This is a genomic window from Pseudomonas petrae, assembly GCF_021728295.1.
Lineage (GTDB): Bacteria > Pseudomonadota > Gammaproteobacteria > Pseudomonadales > Pseudomonadaceae > Aquipseudomonas > Aquipseudomonas petrae.
Genome location: NZ_JAKJXE010000008.1, coordinates 254,400 through 276,734 on the forward strand (window position 1 = coordinate 254,400; position 22,335 = coordinate 276,734).

At 61.5% G+C, this 22,335-nt stretch carries 14 protein-coding genes; 4 read left to right on the forward strand and 10 right to left on the reverse strand.

What is annotated here, in order from left to right:
- The first annotated feature begins 50 nt into the window (after positions 1-50).
- On the forward strand, positions 51-836 hold the full coding sequence (locus L4G42_RS16125) for a sulfite exporter TauE/SafE family protein (RefSeq protein WP_237253183.1): 786 nt from the start codon (positions 51-53) through the stop codon (positions 834-836).
- Between the two features lie 324 nt (positions 837-1,160).
- Here L4G42_RS16125 and L4G42_RS16130 read toward each other — a convergent pair whose 3' ends face one another.
- Together L4G42_RS16130 and L4G42_RS16135 are read right to left on the reverse strand one after the other, a co-directional pair.
- Positions 1,161-1,592 carry a potassium channel family protein gene (locus tag L4G42_RS16130; protein WP_237253184.1) on the reverse strand — a complete coding sequence of 144 codons (432 nt, stop codon included), beginning with the start codon at positions 1,590-1,592 and terminating at the stop codon, positions 1,161-1,163.
- Between the two features lie 13 nt (positions 1,593-1,605).
- Positions 1,606-2,358: a helix-turn-helix domain-containing protein gene (locus tag L4G42_RS16135; RefSeq protein ID WP_237253185.1), complete on the reverse strand. Its 753-nt coding sequence runs from the start codon at positions 2,356-2,358 to the stop codon at positions 1,606-1,608.
- A 207-nt stretch (positions 2,359-2,565) separates the two neighbouring features.
- On the opposite strand from L4G42_RS16135, the gene L4G42_RS16140 reads away from it, so the two are divergent.
- The 3 genes from L4G42_RS16140 to adhP all read left to right on the forward strand — a co-directional run bounded on the left by L4G42_RS16140 (position 2,566) and on the right by adhP (position 7,525).
- Positions 2,566-3,768, forward strand: coding sequence for an acetate/propionate family kinase (locus L4G42_RS16140; RefSeq protein WP_237253186.1), 1,203 nt, complete (start codon positions 2,566-2,568; stop codon positions 3,766-3,768).
- A gap of 58 nt (positions 3,769-3,826) precedes the next feature.
- Positions 3,827-6,328 carry a phosphoketolase family protein gene (locus L4G42_RS16145; RefSeq protein ID WP_237259497.1) on the forward strand — a complete coding sequence of 834 codons (2,502 nt, stop codon included), beginning with the start codon at positions 3,827-3,829 and terminating at the stop codon, positions 6,326-6,328.
- 165 nt (positions 6,329-6,493) lie between these two features.
- Positions 6,494-7,525 (forward strand): alcohol dehydrogenase AdhP, encoded by a 1,032-nt coding sequence (gene adhP / locus L4G42_RS16150; protein WP_237259498.1) that lies wholly within the window; start codon positions 6,494-6,496, stop codon positions 7,523-7,525.
- A gap of 1,695 nt (positions 7,526-9,220) precedes the next feature.
- Here adhP and L4G42_RS16155 read toward each other — a convergent pair.
- The 8 genes from L4G42_RS16155 to glgA all read right to left on the reverse strand — a co-directional run bounded on the left by L4G42_RS16155 (position 9,221) and on the right by glgA (position 21,897).
- On the reverse strand, positions 9,221-9,526 hold the full coding sequence (locus L4G42_RS16155; protein ID WP_237253189.1) for a DUF6482 family protein: 306 nt from the start codon (positions 9,524-9,526) through the stop codon (positions 9,221-9,223).
- Between the two features lie 256 nt (positions 9,527-9,782).
- Positions 9,783-10,112 carry a hypothetical protein gene (locus L4G42_RS16160; RefSeq protein WP_074885710.1) on the reverse strand — a complete coding sequence of 110 codons (330 nt, stop codon included), beginning with the start codon at positions 10,110-10,112 and terminating at the stop codon, positions 9,783-9,785.
- A gap of 663 nt (positions 10,113-10,775) precedes the next feature.
- Complete coding sequence (glgX, locus tag L4G42_RS16165) at positions 10,776-12,962, reverse strand: glycogen debranching protein GlgX (RefSeq protein WP_237253191.1); 2,187 nt, start codon at positions 12,960-12,962, stop codon at positions 10,776-10,778.
- Positions 12,963-13,136: 174 nt separating this feature from the next.
- Entirely contained in the window at positions 13,137-13,589 is a 453-nt protein-coding gene (locus L4G42_RS16170; protein WP_237253192.1) for a DUF2934 domain-containing protein, read from the reverse strand.
- Positions 13,590-13,605: 16 nt separating this feature from the next.
- The gene (locus L4G42_RS16175; protein ID WP_237253193.1) at positions 13,606-16,392 is read right to left on the reverse strand and encodes a malto-oligosyltrehalose synthase; all 2,787 of its coding nucleotides are present in this window, start codon (positions 16,390-16,392) and stop codon (positions 13,606-13,608) included.
- Entirely contained in the window at positions 16,389-18,470 is a 2,082-nt protein-coding gene (gene malQ, locus L4G42_RS16180) for a 4-alpha-glucanotransferase (protein WP_237260941.1), read from the reverse strand. The genes L4G42_RS16175 and malQ overlap by 4 nt, the downstream gene beginning before the upstream one ends.
- On the reverse strand, positions 18,460-20,286 hold the full coding sequence (gene treZ, locus L4G42_RS16185; protein ID WP_237260943.1) for a malto-oligosyltrehalose trehalohydrolase: 1,827 nt from the start codon (positions 20,284-20,286) through the stop codon (positions 18,460-18,462). The genes malQ and treZ overlap by 11 nt, the downstream gene beginning before the upstream one ends.
- 24 nt (positions 20,287-20,310) lie before the next feature.
- Positions 20,311-21,897, reverse strand: a complete 1,587-nt coding sequence (glgA, locus tag L4G42_RS16190; RefSeq protein ID WP_237253196.1) for a glycogen synthase GlgA — start codon at positions 21,895-21,897, stop codon at positions 20,311-20,313.
- Between the last annotated feature and the right edge of the window lie 438 nt (positions 21,898-22,335).

Genomic DNA, 22,335 nt, shown 5'->3' on the forward strand with positions numbered 1-22,335 from the left:
AAAATCGCTATTCTGCCCGCCCGCTTTTGAATGTGCAGTCAGGCAGAGCAATGGATTTTGGCAACGCAGGTTTCGTCGTCGCAGGGCTGGTGGTGGGTTTCATCGTCGGGATGACGGGTGTGGGGGGTGGATCGCTCATGACCCCGATCCTGCTGTGGTTCGGCATCAACCCCGCCACAGCAGTGGGCACCGACCTGCTGTACGCCGCCATCACCAAAAGCGGTGGCGTGCTGGTTCACAAAAAGAACGACAACATCGACTGGGGCATTACCGGCTGGCTGACCCTGGGCAGTGTGCCGGCCGCCGGGTTGACACTGTGGTTTCTGAGCAGCTTGCACACCGCGCCGGACGCAATGAACTCGGTGATCAAACAAGCGCTGGGCGTGGTGCTGCTGCTGACCGCTCTGGCGATCTTTTTCAAGAAGCGCTTGCTGGCGTTTGCCCAGCGGCACGCCGGAGATCGCTACCGCCTCAGCACCAAAACCCTTAACGGGCTGACGGTGCTGACCGGCGTCATCCTTGGCACCATGGTGGCGCTGACGTCCATCGGCGCTGGCGCGCTCGGCACCGTGGCGCTGTTCCTGCTTTATCCTTTCCTCGAAACACGCCGCCTGGTCGGCACCGAAATCGCCCACGCCGTCCCCCTGACGCTCATCGCCGGCATCGGCCACGCCAGCATGGGCAACATGAACTGGTCGATGCTGGGCTACCTGCTGATGGGCTCGCTGCCGGGCATCTACATCGGCAGCCACCTCACCGGCCGCATACCCGACGCCATTCTTCGTCCCTGTCTGGCGCTGATGCTGTTGGCGATCGGTTACAAACTGGCGTTTTGAAAGGGGGTGGGCGTTGAGTCGGGTAAAAGCGCGCTGATTGACCCATCGCATTCGTGGGCAAGCGCGCTCCTGCAAGGGGATCTCGGCACTGTCCGGAATTTCCGGCGTATACAAACCGTGTAGGAGCGCGCTTGCCCGCGAAAAATCGCCTCCCAGCGAACAGGCAACCGACACCCCTTCGCTGGCATCTTCACCACCTGCAGCGGGTACACCCCAATTCATGGGAGCCGGTTTGCTGGCGAACCCAGTCAGTCAGACATGAAGATATCGCCTGACACGACGCCTTCCAGCTAGCACGCTCCAACACAGCTCGCGTGCACACGCTCAATCCTTCTCCGCTCCCCAATAACGCTGCATCTCGATGAACAGAAACGACGCGGTCCAGGTAATCAGGACCAGCCCTGTCAACGCCTCCAGCCCCGTCAGATATTTCAGGTGCCCGCTGGGCGTGATGTCGCCGAAGCCGATGGTGGTGTAGGTCGTGAACGAGAAGTACACCGAGTCCATGAAGCTGCCGTCGAAATTGCCCGTCAGGCGTCCCAGTGTGTCGGACCGGTTCATCAGGTAATAGCCCAGGGCGAAGATCCAGACTTCAACGGCATGGGCGACCAGTGCACCGAGCACGCCGATGACGACCGTGAACCGATGCCGGAGACCAAGCCTGGGCATGAGCTGGTTCAGGCGAATCAGGCATTCGTAATGCACCATCACTGCCGTGGTGATGATCACGATATTGATGAGGGTGACGGCAATCATCACGCGTCCCCAATCAAAGCGTCGTCAGGCCACGTTCACAGCCGCTGATCAGGGTGCGCAGCCGCCCGAGGTCGAGGATTTCCACCGCACGCCCTGAGATCCTGACGATTCCCTGACTGCGCAGCGAGCCGATGGCGCGGCAGATCGTCTCCAGGCGCAGGCCCAGATAACTGCCGATGTCCTCCCGGCTCATGTGCAGCACATAGGCAGTGCCGGAGTAGCCCCGGTCAGCCATGCGGCAGGAAAGATCGAGCAGCAAGGCGGCCATGCGTTCCTCGGCGTTGAGGTTGCCCATCATCAGCAGCATCTCGTGGTCCCTCACGATCTCCTGGCTGAGCACCCGGTTGAGGTTGCGCTGCAGGGAAGGCAACTCACGCGCCAGGCGCTCCAGCTGGCTGAAATGGATGGGGCAGACTTCGCTGTCCTCCAGAGCGATGGCGTCGCACTCATGACGATCATTGCTGATGGCATCGCAGCCCAGTAATTCCCCGGACATGGGAAATCCGGTGAGTTGTTCACGCCCGTCCCGGGACGAAAGGGTCGTTTTGAAATAGCCTGAGCGCACCGCATAGAGTGAGCGCAACGCATCGCCGGCACGGTACAACACCGCGCCTTTTTTGACTTTCAACCGTTGCGGGATGATGGTGGACAAGCGATCGGTGTCATGCACGCTCATGCCAAGGGACAGGCAGAGCTCGCCGACATTGAAGAACGCGCACTCTGCGTTGAGGAACAAACCGGGAACGGCAGCCAGATGGGCAGTCATGTGCATCTCCTTTAGCGACCCAGCATAGGCGCGTCCCCAGGCCAGTGACAGCAGGCATTGCTGAACTGGATGAGCGGGAAGGGTGATTCAAGCGTTTCTGATCCAGATCAATACCCGCCAACCCCGGGCGAGCACACTGGCTTCGGTTGATTCAGGTCAGCCACTCCCAAACCCATTTCAATCATGGGTCGCTCACGAGGGGGCTCCATGACTGATCACTCGCGCCCGCTTCTGCTGGTGCTGAACGCAGGCTCTTCCAGCGTCAAGTTTTCCCTCTACGACGCCACCGATAGCGGCGCGGGAAATCCGTGCCTGGGCCACGGCAGTCTTGAGGCACACACGGACACCGACCTGTTGATCTTCCGCCATGCTGACGGCGCGCAGCAAAGCGCAGCATGGCCACGCACAGACGGGGCGCCGGATACCGGCACCTTGCTGAACCTGATGCAGTGGATAGACCACCACGCCGAAGGACATCTCTGCGCGGCGGCGCACCGGGTGGTCCACGGCGGCGCTCGCACGCTGACGTGTGCCCGCGTGAATTCGACCCTCATGCGCGAGCTTCAGGCGCTCGTCCCCATGGCGCCGCTGCATCAGCCGTTGTGCCTGGCACCCATTCTCTATCTGGCGCGAGAGCACGGTGGGCTGGCGCAGTTTGCCTGCTTCGACACCGCCTTTCACCACAGCCTCGATCCGCTGGAGACCTCCTTCGGATTGCCCAGAGCCATGACCGAACAGGGTCTGCGTCGTTACGGTTTTCATGGGCTGTCGTACGCGTACATTGCCGGCGTTCTTCCTGAATACGATCAGCGTGCAGCGCAAGGCCGCACGATCGTCGCGCATCTGGGCAACGGGGCCAGCCTGTGCGCGATGCATAACCGGGTCAGCCGGGGCACGACGATGGGGTTCAGCACACTGGACGGCTTGCTGATGGGCACACGTCCCGGTCGGCTGGACCCAGGCCTGCTGCTGTTCCTGATGCGAGAGCGCGGCATGACCGCACAAGCCCTTGAAGACCTGTTGTACCACCAGTGCGGATTGCTGGGCGTATCCGGGGGTATCGCCAGCGACATGCGCGAACTGACGGCCAGCACCGCGCCGGCGGCAGAAGAGGCGGTCGCCTTATTTGTGCGCAGCGTGGTGCGTGAGATCGGGGCGATGGCGGCGGTCCTGGGTGGGCTCGATGCACTGGTGTTCACCGGCGGCATCGGGGAAAACGCCGCGCCCATTCGCAACGCGATTCTTGACCGCTGCGCATGGCTCGGCCTGGAGCACTCGCCCGATTCCCCCACACAGCATGGTGCCTGCCTGTCGCTTCCCGGCAGCAAGGTTTCAGCATGGACCATCGCGACTGACGAAAACGCCGTCATCGCCCGCCACGCCCTCGAGCTGCTGCACAGCAGCGCGTGAATCGACCGGTGCGCCTTCGTGCGCCGCATACCTTGGTATTGCACCCAGTGGAGTCGCCATGTACAGCTTCAACCCGTCATTCTCCAGCGCTGATGAAACCCACGTCAGCCGCGCATCCTGGATCGAGCCCGACACCTCGCCGGGCCCCCTGGCCCCCGAACTCTTATCGCGCCTGCACCACTACTGGAACGCCGCGAATTACCTCTGCGTCGGCCAGATCTATCTCAAGGCCAATCCCTTGCTGCGTGAACCGCTGCTGGCCGAGCACATCAAGCCCAGGCTACTGGGGCACTGGGGGACCTCGGTCGGGCAAAACTTTATCTATGTGCACCTGAACCGGCTGATCAGCGAGCGTCGCACAGAAACACTCTTTATTTCCGGTCCCGGGCATGGCGGTCCGACTCTGAACGCCTGTGCCTGGCTCGAAGGCACCTACAGCGAAGTCCACCCGGACATCACCCCGGACGAAGCCGGCATGCTGCGTTTATTTCGCAGTTTCTCCACACCCGGCGGCATCCCCAGCCACTGCGGCCCGCATACGCCCAACTCCCTCCACGAAGGTGGCGAACTGGGCTATTCGCTCATGCATGCCTTCGGCGCAGTGTTCGACAATCCCTCGCTGCTGGTGGCTTGTGTGATCGGCGACGGTGAAGCCGAAACCTGTCCGCTGGAAGGCAGCTGGAAAAGCGTGCACTTTCTCGATCCGCGACGGGACGGCGCAGTGCTGCCGATTCTCCATCTCAACGGGTACAAGATCTCCGGGCCAACGGTCGAAGCACGGCTGGCCGATGACGATTTGCTCAAACTCTATCGAGGCCGCGGTTACCAGCCGATCATCGTCGCGGGCGATGACCTGCCGGGCATGCACCAGCGCTTCGCCGCCGCGCTCAACCGCTGTGACGACATCATCTGCGAGATCCAGGCGGCCGCCAGAGAAGGCTCGGGAGCGGTGCGCGCGCGCTGGCCCATGATTATTTTGCGCAGCCCCAAAGGCTGGACCGGCCCCAAGGTCGTCGACGGTCTGCCGGTCGAAGGCACGTTCCGGGCGCATCAGGTTCCGCTCGCCAACGTCATCGGCAACCCCGAGCACCTCCAGCAACTGGAAGACTGGATGCGCAGCTATGAACCCCAGACGTTGTTCGATGACGAGGGACGTCTGGCGCCGGAGCTTCAAGCGCTGACGCCACCGCCTGCGCTGCGCATGGGCGCGGTTCCTTACGTGAACGGTGGCCGTATGCTGGTGGCGCTGGACCTGCCGAACTTTGCCGAATACGGCCTTGAGGTGCCTGGCCCCGGCCAGGTCATCGCTGAAGCCCCACGCAAGCTGGGCGAGTACCTGCGCGACGTCATGCGCAACAACCCGCGCAACTTTCGCGTATTCGGGCCGGACGAGACCAACTCCAACCGACTCAATGCGGTGTTCGACGCCAGCAACCGGACCGCCGCCGGGCCGTGTCTGGACATCGATGACCACCTCGCCTCCGACGGACGTGTGATGGAAGTGCTGAGCGAGCACCTCTGCGAGGGCTGGCTCGAAGGGTATCTGCTCACCGGGCGCCACGGCATGTGGTCAACCTACGAAGCGTTCGCGCAAGTGGTCGATTCCATGGTGACGCAGCACGCCAAGTGGTTGCAGCAAAGCCGTGAGTTTGCGTGGCGCCGGCCGCTGGCCTCGCTGAACATCCTGATCAGCAGTCACGCCTGGCGCAACGACCACAATGGCTTTAGCCACCAGTCCACGGGCTTTGTCGATAACGTGCTGCAACGTCGCTCGGATGTGGTTCGCGTGTACTACCCGCCGGACTCGAACTGCCTGGTCAATGTCTTCGACCATTGCCTGCGAAGCCGTAACTACGTGAACGTCGTGACCTGTGGCAAGCAGCCGGATTTCCAGTGGCTAGACTTCGATGCGGCGCTCAGGCACTGCTCCCAAGGCGCGTCGATCTGGTCCTTTGCCGGCAGCGATGACGAGGCACCGGACGTGGTGCTCGCCTGTGCGGGGGATGTGCCCACCACCGAGGCAGTGGCGGCCGCCTGGTTGCTGCAAAAGCATGTGCCCGGCATCCGGGTGAGGGTGGTGAACGTGGTCGACCTCGGCATTCTGAGTGCCCCCGAAGATCGGCCCCACGGCATGGATCACGTCTCATTCGAAGCGCTGTTCACCCGGGACGCGCCGGTCATGTTCGCTTTTCACGGCTCGACCTGGGTCATCCACTCGATGGTTCACGGGCGCGCCAATGAAGCACGCTTTCACGTGCGCGGCTTCAGCGACCGAGGCACCACCACCACACCTTTTGACATGGTGGTGCTCAACCGCATGAGCCGCTATCACCTGGCGATTGACGCGTTGAGCCACCTTCCGCATTTGCGCGCTCACAGCCTGGACGCCGTCCACTTCTTTGAAAGCCAGTTGCGCAAACACCACGCCTGGATTCGTGAGCACTTCGAGGACATGCCGGAGATCAGAAACTGGCGCTGGACAGCGGATTTCAGCGAGTCCGAGGCACCGCCACCGTTGGCCAAAGGGCATGTCCGCGGGCAGACCTTTACGGACGCGTGATCAATTGATTTTCCACCTGCAACGGAAGGCCGCCATCGCTTCAAGGTGTATACCTGCGCACCGAGGACGATGGTCGCATCCGCGCCTACGGGCATGTGCTCCAGCAGTGAGCGCCGCGAGTACCCGCCAGCCGAACTTAACCCGTTCCCAGCTAAGGAAAACCCCATGAAAGGCAAAATGAAGGCGGCAGTCGTCGAAGCATTCGGCAGCCCGCTGCTGCTCCGTGACTGGGACATTCCCACTCCGGGCCCCGGACAAATCCTGATCAAGACCGAAGCGTGCGGGGTCTGTCATACCGACTTGCACGCGGCGAGGGGAGACTGGCCGGTGAAGCCGACCCCGCCGTTCATTGCGGGCCATGAAGGTATTGGCATCGTGGTGGCCCTGGGTGCTGGAGTGACCCATGTGGTCGAAGGGGATCGCGTGGGCGTGCCGTGGCTGTATTCAGCCTGCGGCCACTGCGAGTATTGCCTGAGCGCGTGGGAAACGGTGTGCGCCAGCGCCGAGTTCGGCGGCTATACCCGCAACGGCGGGTTCGCCGAATACATCCTCGCTGACCCTGAATACGTCGCTCACATTCCTGCCGGGCTCACCCCCCACGAAGCCGCGCCGATCATCTGCGCCGGTGTGACCACCTACAAAGGCATCAAGGAGGCCGATGTCAGGCCGGGGCAGTGGATCGCGATTTCGGGGATTGGCGGGTTAGGGCATTTGGCGGTGCAGTACGCCAAAGCCATGGGCCTGCGCGTGTGTGCGGTGGATGTCGACGACGGGAAACTGGGCCATGCCACCCGGTTGGGCGCAGACGCGGTGGTGAACGCCCGCGCGGGTGATCCGGTGCAAGCCGTCAGGGACGTCACCGATGGCGGGGCGCACGGCGTACTGATCACCGCGCCTTCGCTGGCGGCGTTCAAACAAGGGGTGGGCATGACGCGCAAACGTGGCACGTGTGTGTTGGTTGTATTGCCACCGGGCGAGTTTCCATTGTCGCTGTTCGAGGTGGTCGCCAACTGCATCACCGTGCGCGGCTCGTTCGTCGGCACTCGGCAGGACATGGCCGAAGCGCTGGCGTTCGCCGCCGAAGGCAAGGTGAAGGCTGACATCGAGTTGCGGCCGTTGGCCGAGATCAATCAGGTGTTCAGGGAGTTGGGTGACGGCGAAGTGCAGTCGAGGATTGTCATCGACTTTCGCGGGTGATTCACGATAACTGCCGCATGCACCCAGCAGGACCGGCTTTAGCCGGGAAGGCGTCAGTCGTCACGCCGCAGAATCGAGGGTGTTCACGCTGGCCTCTTCCCGGCTGAAGCCGGTCCTACCAAATGTCTCGCATGCATCCAGTGAGACCTGCTGCGACGCTGACTTGTGGGACCGGCTACAGCCTGGAAGGCGCCAGTCGTCACACTGCAGAATCGAGGGTGCTCATACTGGCCTCTTCCCGGCTGAAGCCGGTCCTACAAAAATGTCTTGCATGCATCCAGCGAGACCTGCTGCGACGCGAACTTGTGGGACTGGCTTTAGCCGGGAAGGCGTCAGTCGTCACACCGCAAAATCGAGGGTGCCCAGACCGACGCTTTCCCGGCTGAAGCCGGTCCTACAAAAATGTCTTGCATGCATCCAGCGAGACCGGCTGCGACGCGAACTTGTGGGACTGGCTTTAGCCGGGAAGGCGTCATGCGTCACGCCGCAAAATCGAGGGTGCTCATGCTGGCCTCTTCCCGGCTGAAGCCGGTCCTACCAAATGTCTCGCGTGCATCCATTAAGACCGGGTAATGCTGACTTGTGGGACCGGCTTTAGCCGGGAAGGCGCCAGGCGTCACGCCGCAAAATCGAGGGTGCTCATGCTGGCCTCTTCCCGGCTGAAGCCGGTCCTACCAAATGTCTCGCATGCATCCAGTGAGACCGGCAGTGACGCCCATTTGTGGGACTGGCTTTAGCCGGGAAGGCGCCAGTCGTCACGCCGCAGAATCGAGGGTGTTCACGCTGGCCTCTTCCCGGCTGAAGCCGGTCCTACCAAATGTCTCGCATGCATCCAGTGAGACCTGCTGCGACGCGAACTTGTGGGACTGGCTTTAGCCGGGAAGGCGTCATGCGTCACGCCGCAAAATCGAGGGTGCCCAGACCGACGCGTTCCCGGCTGAAGCCGGTCCCACTAAATGCATCGCGTGCATCCATTAAGACCGGGTAATGCTGACTTGTGGGACCGGCTTTAGCCGGGAAGGCGTCATGCGTCACGCCGCAAAATCGAGGGTGCCCAGACCGACGCTTTCCCGGCTGAAGCCGGTCCTACCAAATGTCTCGCATGCATCCAGTGAGACCTGCTGCGACGCGAACTTGTGGGACTGGCTTTAGCCGGGAAGGCATCAGTCGTCACGCCGCAGAATCGAGGGTGCTCATGCTGGCCTCTTCCCGGCTGAAGCCGGTCCTACAAAATGTCTCGCATGCATCCAGTGAGACCTGCTGCGACGCGAACTTGTGGGACTGGCTTTAGCCGGGAAGGCGTCATGCGTCACGCCGCAAAATCGAGGGTGCCCAGACCGACGCTTTCCCGGCTGAAGCCGGTCCCACCAAATGTCTCGCATGCATCCAGTGAGACCTGCTGCGACGCGAACTTGTGGGACTGGCTTTAGCCGGGAAGGCGCCAGTCGTCACGCCGCAGAATCGAGGGTGTTCACACTGGCCTCTTCCCGGCTGAAGCCGGTCCTACCAAATGTCTTGCATGCATCCAGCGAGACCGGCTGCGACGCGAACTTGTGGGACCGGCTTTAGCCGGGAAGGCGCCAGGCGTCACGCCGCAGAATCGAGGGTGTTCACGCTGGCCTCTTCCCGGCTGAAGCCGGTCCTACTGCACCGCATGCGTCCAGCAAGAACGGGCACGCATCGCGTGCATCTGGATCAATTACCCGAACGAAACGGGATTGGCTGGCGGGGTGCTTCGGGTGTGGTGTGCGGCTGGCCGACCATTTCGTCGTAAACCACCGGGTGGACGATGAACAGTTTCACTTCCTGAGTGGACGACAGGCATTTGCGCGCTTCGTCGATCGACGCCACGTGCAGCACTTCGCCGTTGGCGCTGGTGACGGCGTTGGACTTGCCGTCCATGAGCGCATGTATGACGTAGGAGCCACCTTCGACCGAGACCAGATTGACCTCGGTGACTTCGCCGGCTTTGACGTGTTTGCTGAGCTTGTCCAGATCCATTACGGCACCTTAGTTACGCCTTCAGGCGTTGTCTGTTCCATGGATTGATGCGAAACCGTTGAACCGGCCTGCCTCCATTGGAAGACGGCGACGGTCCCAAGTTCAAGGCAAAATGGGCAAGGCGGACGAGGGGGCGTTTGCGGGAATTTTCAAGAAGAGTGCCGGCACATCAAAAACGAAGCTGGCGCCTGAAAAAAAGCCGCCACCTGCCAGATAACCATCAGCAGGCAGCGGCCGGAAGTCAGGACCTCGGCAATCAGCAGAGCTTGTCGATGACGCGCAGGCCAGGCGCTTGTTGCACGGCGCCCCATTCACTGCTCAGGGTTTCCAGCACCTGGCCGAGGAACTGCTTGTCCGCTGCGGCCTTCTTGCCGACGTAGCCGTGGCCCTTGCGGTACATCTTCAGCCGGGCACGCATGTGCGGGTGCTGACTCTCGAATTGTTCTTCCTCGGTGCAGGCACCCAGGCCGTCCATGTGCACGTTACCTTCCTCGCACACCCAGAGGATGTGGCTATCCAGGGAATCCTTGCGTGCGGCGAACAGTCGAGCCAATTGATCAATGGTAGGTTGGTTGTTCAGGTTCATGGTTGTTACCCCTTTTTGACCACTGGTTAATCTATCGAGTGAGTTCAAACGCAATGGCGAATCGTCCGTCGATTCGCAGTCCTTCCATACGCTGACAAGCAGGGTCCGTCGGTACACAGAGCCGGTGCCGGGCCACAAGTGTGTGGGTACTGATGAGAGCAGAGGAGGAAGGTCGGACCTGGGAGAGAAACGGCGGACGCCTTGGGGACACGGGCGACTGGGTGGTCGACCACAAGTGTCATGAGGACGTGTCGCCAGCGCTCGGCCTGTGGGTCGATCTTGCCGGTTCGGCTTCATCAATCTGCCTTGTGGGCAGCACACATCCAGAGGTGGTTCGACGGCTGTGTCGAACGGGCCCGGAATACTTTTGCCAGCTCTCCCGATCGGGGAGACGCCTGCACTATGCAGTCGGCAACAGGCCTCGTCAACGGTTTTGTAGTGATTTTTTTGGAGCACTACATGATTTGTAGTTTCAGAACACGAAGGTCGATTCGTGACTACAAAGTCAATGAAACTGGGGGGAGCAGCGCAGGCACAGGCCGCAGACAGGAAAACGGAGCGAGTAAAACGACGCTTGCCCGCGACCGAATCAGTCAGCCGTTGTTTCTGGCTGACCGACCCTGTCGCGGGCAAGCGTGTCGCTGTGAATCCAGACGCGAATACTTACGCCTGTGGAGCCTTCTGCAGCTCGAACAGCAACAGCGAACGCGGCGTGACCGTGTACTCAGTGTTGAACTCGAACTGATCCTTGCCATCGATCTCCGGCTGGTTGGTGTCGATCAGGCTGGTCCAGTTGAGGCCTTCCGGCACCTCCGGCAGCATGAAGTTGACGCCGTCATGGTGGGAGTTGACCACCAGCAGCAGCGTCGCTTCAGAGCCGCGACGACGGATACCGGTTTCTTGCGCGCGGCCATCCATCAGCATGCCCAGGCAGCGGCCGTTCGGGTCTTCCCACTGCTCGATGCTCATCTCTTCGCCGCTTGGCGACAGCCAGGTCACGTCCTTGACGCCCAGCGCCTCGTTGTAATCGCCTACCAGGAAGCGGCTACGACGCAGGATCGGATAGGACTGACGCAGCTTGATCAGACGCTTGACGAACGCCAGCAAGGCCTTGCCGTCTTCGTCCAGATCCCAGTTGACCCAGCCGATCTCGCTGTCCTGGCAATAGGCGTTGTTGTTGCCGTGCTGGGTGCGGGCGAATTCGTCACCGGCGACCACCATCGGCGTGCCTTGGGCCAGCAGCAGCGTCGAGAAGAAGTTGCGCATCTGACGCAGACGCAGCGCATTGATTTCCGGATCGTCCGTCGGGCCTTCGACGCCGCAGTTCCATGAACGGTTGTCGTTGCTGCCGTCCTGGTTGTTCTCGTCGTTGTCCTCGTTGTGCTTGTCGTTGTACGACACCAGATCGTGCAGCGTGAAACCGTCGTGGGCGGTGATGAAGTTCACCGAAGCGTACGGCCGGCGGCCACGCTGGTTGAACAGGTTGCCCGACGCCGTCATGCGGTTGGCGAAGTCCGCCAGCTGGCCTTCGTCGCCTTTCCAGAACGCACGGATGTTGTCGCGGAACTTGTCGTTCCACTCCGCCCAGCCCGGCGCGAAGTTGCCGACCTGGTAACCGCCTGGACCGCAGTCCCATGGCTCGGCGATCAGTTTCACCGAACGCAGCACCGGGTCCTGGCGGCAGGCCACAAGGAAGCTGTGGCGTTCGCTGAAACCATCGTGGTAACGGCCGAGGATGGTGGCCAGGTCGAAGCGGAAACCGTCGACGTGCATTTCGGTCGCCCAGTAACGCAGCGAGTCAGTGACCATCTGCAGCACGCACGGGTGGCTCAGGTCGAGGGTGTTCCCGGTGCCGGAATCGTTGATGTAATAACGCTTGTCATCCGGCATCAGGCGGTAGTAGGAGGCGTTGTCGATACCGCGCATAGACAAGGTCGGGCCGCGCTCGTTGCCTTCGGCGGTGTGGTTGTAGACCACGTCTAGGATCACTTCCAGGTTGGCATGGTGCATGTGCGCAACCATTTCCTTGAACTCGGAAATCTTGCCGTGGGCCAGGTAGCGCGGATCCGGCGCGAAGAACGCCAGGGTGTTGTAACCCCAGTAGTTGGTCATGCCTTTTTCCAGCAGGTGCTGGTCGTTGACGAAGGCGTGGATCGGCAGCAATTCGATCGAAGTGACGCCCAGACCTTTGATGTGCTTGATCACGTCGTCGACCATCAGGCCGGCGAACGTGCCTTTGACTTCATCAGGCACTGAAGGGTGACGCATGGTGAAACCGCGAGTGTGGGTCTCGTAGAAAATCGTCTTGTCCCACGGCACGTCGACGCGCTGTTCGCGGCCCCAGGTGTAGGCAGGGTCGATGACTTTGCACTTGGGCACAAACGGCGCGCTGTCACGCTCGTCGAAGCTCAGGTCGTCGTCCGGGTGACCGATGGTGTAACCGAACAGCGCTTCGGACCATTTTAGTTCGCCGACCAGTTGCTTGGCGTACGGGTCGATCAGCAGTTTGTTGTGGTTAAAACGATGGCCGTTCTTCGGATCGTACGGACCGTAGACGCGGTAGCCATACACCTGACCCGGGTGGGCGTCCGGCAGATAACCGTGGAAGATTTCGTCGGTGTATTCCGGGAGCTCGATACGCTCAAGCTCCACTTCGCCAGCGGAGTCGAACAGGCACAGCTCGACCTTGGTGGCGTTGGCGGAAAAGATGGCAAAGTTGACGCCGAGGCCGTCCCAGCTGGCGCCCAGCGGGAAGGGCAGGCCTTCACGAATCCGCGAGGCCGTGACTTCGGGGCTGCCAGCGTTGCCGGATTCATTCTGTGTAGCGGCTTTCTTATCTTGCGTGCTCATGTGTATTCCTGACGTTCGAATGAGTTCCTGAAGGCGAACAAAGCCGTGGCCTCAGTGCAGGACTGCGCCATCGATGCAACAGGTTTGAAAGTTACCGCAGGGTGACGATCGTTTTCAGGCGATCCCTGCGGTAGGGGTGTTAGCTGCGCAGCAGTGACGCGTTAAGACATGCGATCAAGGCGCAGGCTTGGCAGCAGCAGGCTTCTTGGCAGAAGACTTGGCGGCCGGCTTGGCCGGTTTGGCGGCAGCATCAGCACCGCTTGCAGCGGCTTTTGGCTTCGCAGGCGCTTTGGCTGCCGGTTTAGCGGCTGGCTTGGCGTCAGCTTTCGCCTCAGGTTTGCTTGCAGCCTGGTCAGCGGAGCTCTCTGCAGATTTAGCCGCAGGCTTGGCAGCAGACTTCGCAGCAGCCTTAGGCGCAGGTTTGGCGGCGGCAGCCTTGGGCTCCGCTTTGCCGTCAAGCTTGGACTTCGCCGTCTTCGCAGCAGCCGGTTTTTTAGGCGACTTCGCCTCGGCGGCGGCCAGCTTGCGAGCCATTTCCCAGTGGCGGGCGTCTTGCCCATGTGGCTTGCCTTCCGTTTCCCAGATCTGGTGGGCAAGTTCGCTGATTCTTTTATCGTCGGCACTCATCTCGACACTCCCGGTTTCACAAGGTTTGTATAAGCAGGTTTACAGAAATTTCCTTGAGCGCTGCGCTGAGCGACATTTCCTTGCTGGATGTGACTGTAGCCTGTGAAAAAAGTCCCTTCCAATTTGGATGTGAATCAGCGAACGGCAGGTTAATTCGTGTATCGCCCCAATTTGCTGCATTGATGAATGGAGTTTGCGCAGTGCCCAATAGTTCAGCCGGCAAGCGCGGAACCACAACAATAGCCCGCATCTCCTTCGTTACCCGGGCAAAAGCGATGACGTGATCCGCTTTTTCCCCGACCACCTCAAGCGGTTGATACTCGCCTTCACCGAACAGAGCGGGGTACTCATTGCGCAGATTGAGCACCTGGGCAATCACCGCCTGCTTGATCCGGCCGTCGTGCCAGTGGTTCAACAGCTCGGTGACCGGTGCGGACGTGTGTAACGCACGTTCGCGAGCGGGGTAATCCACCGGACGACGGTTGTCCGGATCCACCAGGCTGAAGTCCCAGAACTCGGTGCCCTGATACAGATCAGGCACACCGGGCGCCGTCATTCGCAGCAAAGTTTGCGCCAGACTGTTGAGCGCCCCGGCCGTCGCGATGCGATTGGCCGTGGCACCGATGGATTGGCGCAGTGCCAGGCCGTCAGCGTTGAGCAGCAAGTGCGCCAGGAACTCGCGGCAAGCGGTCTCGTAGGCTTCATTGGGCGCGCTCCAGCTGCTGTGCAGTTTGGCTTCGCGCAGGGCTTTTTCCTGCCACTGAGTCAGGCGTTTTGCATAGGCTTCAAAGGCCGGTTCGCCTTCGAGATCCAGCGGCCAGCTGCCGATGATCGCTTGATACAGCATCAGTTCGTCACCCGGGCTGATGTGGGTTTCGCCAGCCTTGAGCGGTGCCGACAGCTGCTGCCACCGCTCGACCTGCTCGGCGTACCAGGGCGCCAGTTCGCTGAGCACGGCCAGACGGGTACGCGTGTCTTCGCCGCGCTTGTGGTCGTGGGTGGCAGTGGTCAGCAAGTTGTTCGGAAAAGTCTTGTGACGCTCGATGCAGACCTGATGAAACGCCTCCACCGGCGCACTGAAATGTTGCGGGTGGAAGCCGACATCGTTGCGCGACAGCAGCAGGGCGGAGCGATAGAACGAGGTGTCTTCCACCGACTTGGCCGCCACCGGCGAGGTCAGTTGCTGGAAGCGATTGCCGGCCTTGCGGCGCATTTCGCGCAACGGGCCCGTCGGGTAGTCACGCAACTTCTCGCCGCCCAGCCACAGTTTGAGCGAATCCAATACCGGCCAGTCGCCTTCGCCGAGCATGTCGCGCGCGCCGTCCATGGCCTGCTGGAAGAAGCGCTCGTCTTCGGCAGAGCGGCCGCAGGCGGTGAGGTAGGTGCGATAGACCGGGAAGTTGCTGACCAGCGCCAGCAGCGCCCGGCGGATGGCGCCAAGGGTCATGTCACGCGTCATCACGTCACTGCGCGAGACTTGCAGGAGTGCCTGGGCAAGGTTCTCGAAATCACCCGCCAGTGTGCCGTGGAGGACCAGGTCGCGGGCTTCCAGCACTTCCTTGTTGAAGTCGGCCGTGCGTTCGCTGATGCGGCTCCACAGCTCGCCAAGCACGGCTTCACCTTTCGGATCGTGCTGCAGCAGCGACACTTGGTTCATGAATTCATAACCGGTGGTGCCGTCGACGTTCCAGTCAGTGCGCAGCTGCTCGTCAGGACCGAGGATCTTCTCGACGAAGATTGGCAGGCGCTCAAGCTCGGTGCCCGCCGGGCGCAGTTTCATCAGGCTGTCGACGCGACGGCGCAGCTTGCGGCAATAACCGCGCGGGTCGGCCAGGCCATCGATGTGGTCGATGCGCAGACCGTCCACCAGGCCTTCGGCGATGAGTTCGAAAATCTTCCCGTGGGTCGCCTCGAACACCTGCGAGCGCTCGACCTTCAGGCCGCCCAGCTCATTGATGTCGAAGAACCGACGCCAGTTGATGTCGTCACCCGCCGTGCGCCAGCTCGCCAGACGATAGTCCTGCTGCTCCAGCAAGCGGTGCAGGCGATCAAAGCCTTCCGGGGTGCTGGAGTCGAAGTGCGTCAGGCCCTCTTCGATGGCCTTTGCCAGCTCCGGCTTGGCCTTGACCAGTTCCGCCAGTTCAGCCTTGGCCTGACGGGCACGCTCGTAGGCCTGAGGGAAGTCGTCGAGCTTGGCAAAGCGCTGGGTCACGTCGTCCAGTTCCGGACGCTTCGCCGCGCTCAGCAACGGCGCATAGGTGGCCGGGTTGATCGGGAAGTGGTGCTGGTAGTGCTCGGCGTGGAAGCTGCCGTTTTCTGCATCGAAACGCAGCGGCACTTCGCCGTTCTGCAGCACGGTGCCGTAGTCAGTGCTCAGGAAGGGCAGCAACAGTTGGCCCTTGAGCAGCGGGTCCGGGGAATTCCACTGGATGTCGAAGAACTTCGCGTATGGACTGCGTTGGCCCCATTCGAGCAGGTCCAGCCACCACGGATTGTCATTGCCGCCGACTGCCATGTGGTTGGAGACGATGTCGAGAATCAGGCCCATGCCGTTCTCACGCAGCGCCGCGATCAGACGGCGCAAGGCCGGCTCACCGCCCAGTTCGGGGTTGATCACCCGTGGGTCGACCACATCATAGCCGTGCATGGAACCGGCGCGGGCTTTCAGCAGCGGCGAGGCATAGATGTGGCTGATGCCCAGGCTGGCGAAGTACGGCACCAGCCTGGTTGCGTCGTCGAGGGTGAAGTCTTTGTGGAACTGCAATCGCTGGGTAGCGCGCAGGGATTTAAGCGGGGTTGTCATTGATCACGCTCCGCGGCTTGTTGCCGTGCCGCTGCCAGAATTTCAAGGCGTCGCGCTGCATCGGCGTTGTCCAGCAGTGAACCGCTGTCGCCGTTGAGCCGACGTCGCCAATTGGGATGACTGTCGATGGTGCCGGGGAAGTTCGCCTGCTCTTCGATACCCAGGGCGTCCTCGATCGGGAGCAGCACCAGCGGTGCCGGGGTGTGGCCGAGGTACGCGATGCTGTAGTCGATGATGTCGCTCGCGCTGATGTTTTCACCGCTGCTCGGCAGTTTGTAGTTCTGCTTGAGTGCCGTAATCAGCCCTTGGCGCTCACGCTCGCGGCCGTCACGCATCTTCTGCTCGGCTTCGTCATCGACAAACCCGAGAATCTTGTTCCACTGGATGTCCAGCTCGCTCAGCCAGCCGGTGAGGGTGGGCAGGTCGTGGGTGCTGGTGGTCGCCAGTGCATCTTTGGACCACTTCATGATCGGCTTGAACGTTGCGTCGTCCTGCTCGAACAACAGCACGCGCATGCCGAGAATTTCGCGCTCGGACAGTTTCTCGTGGAGGCCTTCAGGCACCGTGCCGAGGTCTTCGCCCAAAACGATCGCTTCGTGACGCCAGGATTCCAGGCTCAACAAACGCAGCATGTCGTCCAGCGGGTAATTCAGGTAAGCCCCTTCACTCGCGGGCGATCCCAGCGGGACCACCCACAAGCGCTGCAGCCCCATCACGTGGTCGATGCGCAGGCCACCGGCGTGGGCGAAGTCGGCCCGAAGCATTTCAATGAACGCCTGAAAGCCGTTGCGCTTGAGTCCCGTCGGCGAGAATGCCGAGATGCCCCAGCTCTGGCCCGAGCGGTTGAGGATGTCCGGCGGCGCACCGACGGTCAGCGCGGAAAGCAGTTCGTCCTGACGGCTCCAGGCCTGACTGCCGGCACCGTCGGCACCCACGGCCAGATCGCCGATCAGGCCGACGCTCATGCCGCTCGACCGGGCAGCGGTCTGCGCGCGTTCCAGGCCGCGCGCGATCAGCCACTGCGCGAAGGCGTGAAAGCCGATCTCTATCTCATGCGTTGCGGCAAAGGCGTCGAGGGCAGGGTCTCGCGGATTCTTGTACTGCTCCGGCCATTCATGCCAGTTGCCGCCAATGCCCAGTTCATTGCCGGCATCACGCAACGCTTCGAAACGGCAGTGGTTTTCCAGCGCTTCGCCGCCTGCGCGACGGAAGCTCTTGAAGTCCTCGTGGAAGGGGTGATCGCTGCCGATGAAGCCGGCATACAGTTCGCGAAGCAGTTTCCATTTGGCCGTTGCGGCGGCCGGCCAGTCGATCAGCGGCAACGCTTCCAGACGCTTGAATTCTTCAGCCAGGCCGGTTTTCTCGATCGCCACTTCAACCGCGCGGTCACCCAGAATGGTCCCGGGCGCTGCGTACAGCGCGTTGAGGAACAGACGGCTGGACGGCGAGTAGGGGCTATAGCGCTCGCTGTCGTTGGAAAACATCGCGTGAACCGGACTGATTGCCACGGCCGAGGCGCCACGTGTGCCGGCGGCGCGAACGAAGGCTTCCAGTCCCTGGGTGTCGCCGATACCGCCATCGCCCTGGCGACGCAGGTAGTACAGCTGAGTGGTCAGGCCCCAGTCGCGGGCGATGGGCTTCTTGCTGGCCATGGTCAGGCTGAAGCAGGTCTTCGGCGCAACGGCGATGGTCAACTGTTGGCCGTCCACTTCCAGCTGGTGATAGCCCACTGTCGCTAACCCTGGCAGGGCTCCCTTGTCGGTCAGTTTCGCTTCGAGCAGCGAGCCGTCTTCCAGCGTTAACGTGAACGCGGTGGCTGGTGCGAACCAGCTCGACAGGTCGAGATCCTTGCCATGGTCGACGGTCATCAACGGCGGCGGGGTAGCCGGCTGGCTTTCTTCGTTCAGGCGTTTGAGGCTGGCGTCGACGTCTTCATCTGTCTCGGCGGGGTAACCCAGACCGCCGAGGACCTTGCGCAGGACCTCGGGGCTTACGTGTTGCGGCTTGGCGTTGGCGTCCTTCCAGTCAACCGACAGGCCCGCCTGGGCCGCCAGCGTTTCCAGTTGCTCATTGCTCATCCTGTTCCTCCACAACGTCACTCAATTTCAGGCTGACAATGGCCGTGTATGGATTGAGGGTGGCGGATGGGGAAAGTTCTGCGGACTTGGCGTGTGATTGATGAAGGACTCTGTAAGCCGCGTAGTCATCGGTGTCGACCGCCTCGGTGCCGAGGTTCAGATCGATGCGCAGTTCGCTGCCGTCGCCGAGTTTCCAGCGTGCGCTGACGGCTTTGTCGCCCAGCACTTTCACGCCAAGGGCGCTCGCGCCGTGCAGGCGAGGGAAGAGCTCGGTCCTGCGGATGTCAAGCAGCGTCTTGTACAGCGCCAGCCAGTTGCGATGGTCCTGGCCCTTGTCGGTGTCCAGCAGCAACGCGTCAAACCCCGGGCGCGATGCCTCGAAGGTTTTCAGCGCATTAGGGTCGGGGATCTGCTCGCGCTTGGCCGGATCCTTAAACGCGGCAAAGTCCTTGAACTCGCCACGACGGCCTTCACGCACGGCGTCTGCCAGCTCGTCATGGAAGTCAGTGAAGAACAGGAAAGGTTCGCTCGCGCCCCATTCATCACCCATGAACATCAGCGGAATCATCGGTGACAGCAGCAACAGCGCCGTCGCCGCCTGCAACGCCGGCGGTGGGCTCAGCTGGACCAGGCGCTCGCCGAAGGCACGGTTGCCGATCTGGTCGTGGTTCTGCAAAAACAGCACGAAGGAAGTCGGCGACAGATGGCCGCTCGGTTCGCCCCGGGCGTGACCATGACGGGTGGATTCGCCTTGATAGACAAAACCCTCACCCAGCAGACGCGCCAGCTTTTGCGTGGGTTTTTCAGCGAAGTCGGTGTAGTACGCATCAGTCTCGCCGGTCAGCAGGACGTGCAGCGTGTTGTGGCCGTCATCGTTCCATTGGGCGTCGTAGCCCTGATCCATGCGGCCGGCTTCGTTGAATTCGTTTTCCAGGGTCAGCCAGACGTGACGATCAGCCGGAATCACCTCGCGCACATGCTTCGCAAGGTCTTCGAGAAAAGTCGGGTCTTCGATGGCGTGCACGGCGTCGAAGCGCAGGCCGTCGAAGCGGTAGTCCTGCAGCCACATCATCGTGTTGTCGATGAAGAAGTCGTGCACTTCACGGCGGCGGAAATCGATCGCGTCGCCCCACGGGGTCTTCTTGTCGCTGCGGAAGAAATGGCTGGCGTAGGCGCCGAGGTAGTTGCCGTCCGGACCGAAGTGGTTGTAAACCACATCAAGAATGACCGCCAGACCCAAGCCGTGGGCCGTGTCGATCAGGTGCTTGAGCTGGTCGGGCGTGCCATAGGAAGACTGTGCAGCATAAGGCAATACGCCGTCGTAGCCCCAGTTGCGATCCCCCGGGAATTGCGCGATGGGCATCAGCTCGATGGCGGTGATGCCGGTGTCGACCAGGTGCTGCAGACGCTGTTCAACGCCTTGGTAGCCACCCAGTGCACCGACGTGCAGTTCGTAAATGACTGCCTCATGCCATGGCCGACCCTGCCACTCGGTGTTTTGCCATTGATACCCCGCCTGGTCGACGACCATGCTGTAGCCGTGCACGTCGCCGGCCTGAGCCCGGGAAGCCGGGTCAGGCACGATGAGGTTGTTTTGTGCATCGAGAGCGACGTTGTAGCGATAGCGTGTGCCAGCACCACACTCAGCGTCGAGAACGAACCAGCCGTCCTGCTCTGGCTGAAGGACCTGGGCAGGCCCGTTTTCGAATTCGACGCTGACGCTTTGGGCGTCCGGTGCCCACAGGGCAAACCGGGTGTGTTGTGAATCCAGCATGACGGCGCCGTGGCGCCAGTTTTGATCCGTGCGCAAAGGCATCCGTAATTCCTTAATCAGTAGGTATCAGTAGTGCACTGCCGCACCTGCGGTCTTCTTCAGCAGCTCCTGATAGAGATCGGCATAGGGTTCCACCGCTTTGTGCCAATCGAACGGAGCGGCCATGGCGCGGCAACGCATGGCGTTGAGCAGCAGAGCGCTCTCGAAGACCTTGAAGGCGCGGGTCAGGGCCTCGGTGTAGCTTTCGACGGTGGATTCATCGAACAGAAAGCCGGTGCAGCCGTCCTCGATGGTGTCCGCCAGGCCGCCGGTGCGACGTGCGACCGGCAAGGAGCCGAAGCGCTGCGCGTACATCTGGCTCAGGCCGCAAGGCTCGTAGCGCGAAGGCATCAGCAGAAAATCACTGCCGGCGAACATGCGACGTGCGTCCGTTTCGTTGAAGCCGACACGCACGCTGACCTGGCCCGGGAAGCGGGCGGCGAGGTCGCGCATGGCGTCTTCTTCGTCGGGCTCGCCACGACCAATAATTGCGATCTGGCCGCCATTGTTGACGATGTATTCGGCCACGCCGATGGTCAGGTCCAGGCCCTTCTGGTAAACCAGACGGGAGACCACTGCAAACAGCGGGCCGGTGGACGGCTCCAGCTCGAACAGTTCTCGCACGTAGTCGGCGTTGATTTCCTTGCGCGTCCACTCATTCGGCGCGAAGCGGCAGATCAGGTGTTCGTCGGTGGCAGCGTCCCAGCTCTCGTCGATGCCGTTGGGGATGCCGCTGAGCTGACCGCGATCGGCCTTGCTCTGCAGGAAGCCTTCCAGGCCGCAGCCGAAATCCGGGGTGGTGATTTCCTTGGCGTAGGTCGCGCTCACGGTGGTGATGTGACTGGAGTACGCCATGCCGGCCTTGATGAACGACAGTTGACCGTAAAACTCCATGCCTTCCGGGCTCAACGCTTCGTCCGGAATGCCCAGCTCGCGGCTGGAGGCAACGCTGACGAAGCCCTGATAAGCCAGGTTGTGAATGGTGAAGATCGACGGCGTGGTCTGACCGCGCCATTTCATGTACGCCGGCGCCAGGCCTGCTGGCCAGTCGTGGGCGTGAACCAGTTCAGGGCACCATTGGGTCTTGACCGCACCGGCAGCGAAGTCGGCAGCCGCCAGGCCCAGACGGGCGAAGCGAATATGGTTGTCGGACCAGTCGCGGCCGTCATTGTCACCGTAGGGCGTGCCTTCACGCTCGTACAATTCGGGACAGATCAAGACGTAAATGACCAGACCGTCTTTCATGTCCATCCGGCCGATCTTGCAGGGAGGCAGCGCGGCGTGGCCGGGCAGCTCACTGATGATGTGGATCGGGTTGCCACTGTTGATGACCTGTGGATAGCCGGGAATCAGCACGCGTACATCGTGCAGGTGGCGCATGGCGCGCGGCAGTGCGGCAGACACATCGCCCAGGCCACCGGTTTTCACCAGGTCGGCCATCTCTGAAGTCACGAACAGGACTTTCTTGCGGGTAACCGAAGAAATCACTGGTTGAACAGGAGGCAGTTGCAGCACAGGTGCGCTCGTCGTTGCGAAGACCGGCAGATGGGTCAGCTCGCTGGCCGGCTGATTAAAACTCTCTCCCTTCTGGGTTTTGACAGCGGCACTAATCATCGTTTTCTCCAGTTCGATATGCAGTGTTGGTACAGCACTTGGTTGTAAACGGCCATTTCCTATGGCCAGGCACACAAGACCTACGCAAGATCGATACCCATTTACCGACTGCACATTAAGGGACAAGGTGAAAGCGGACTCTGCTTCGATTTTTCAACAGCATAGTTGCTCTATTCACATGACCCCTGCGGCTATGCAGAAGTTTCGACAATTTTTCATGGCCATGTCTGGGATGCGGGGTTGCGATGCGGGGCATCGTAGAATTCTGGCTGCTGTACAACTGCGCAACGCGCTGATTGCGCCGCTGTGGAGCATGGGGTGTCGTCCTGTATAACGGGGTGCCGCCGGTCGGATTGTTGGACAATCATCGGGCCGATGGTCTACTCCGGTGCAGCCTCTGCGCTTTTATGGGACGCGGCACGCACAATTCGACTGCGC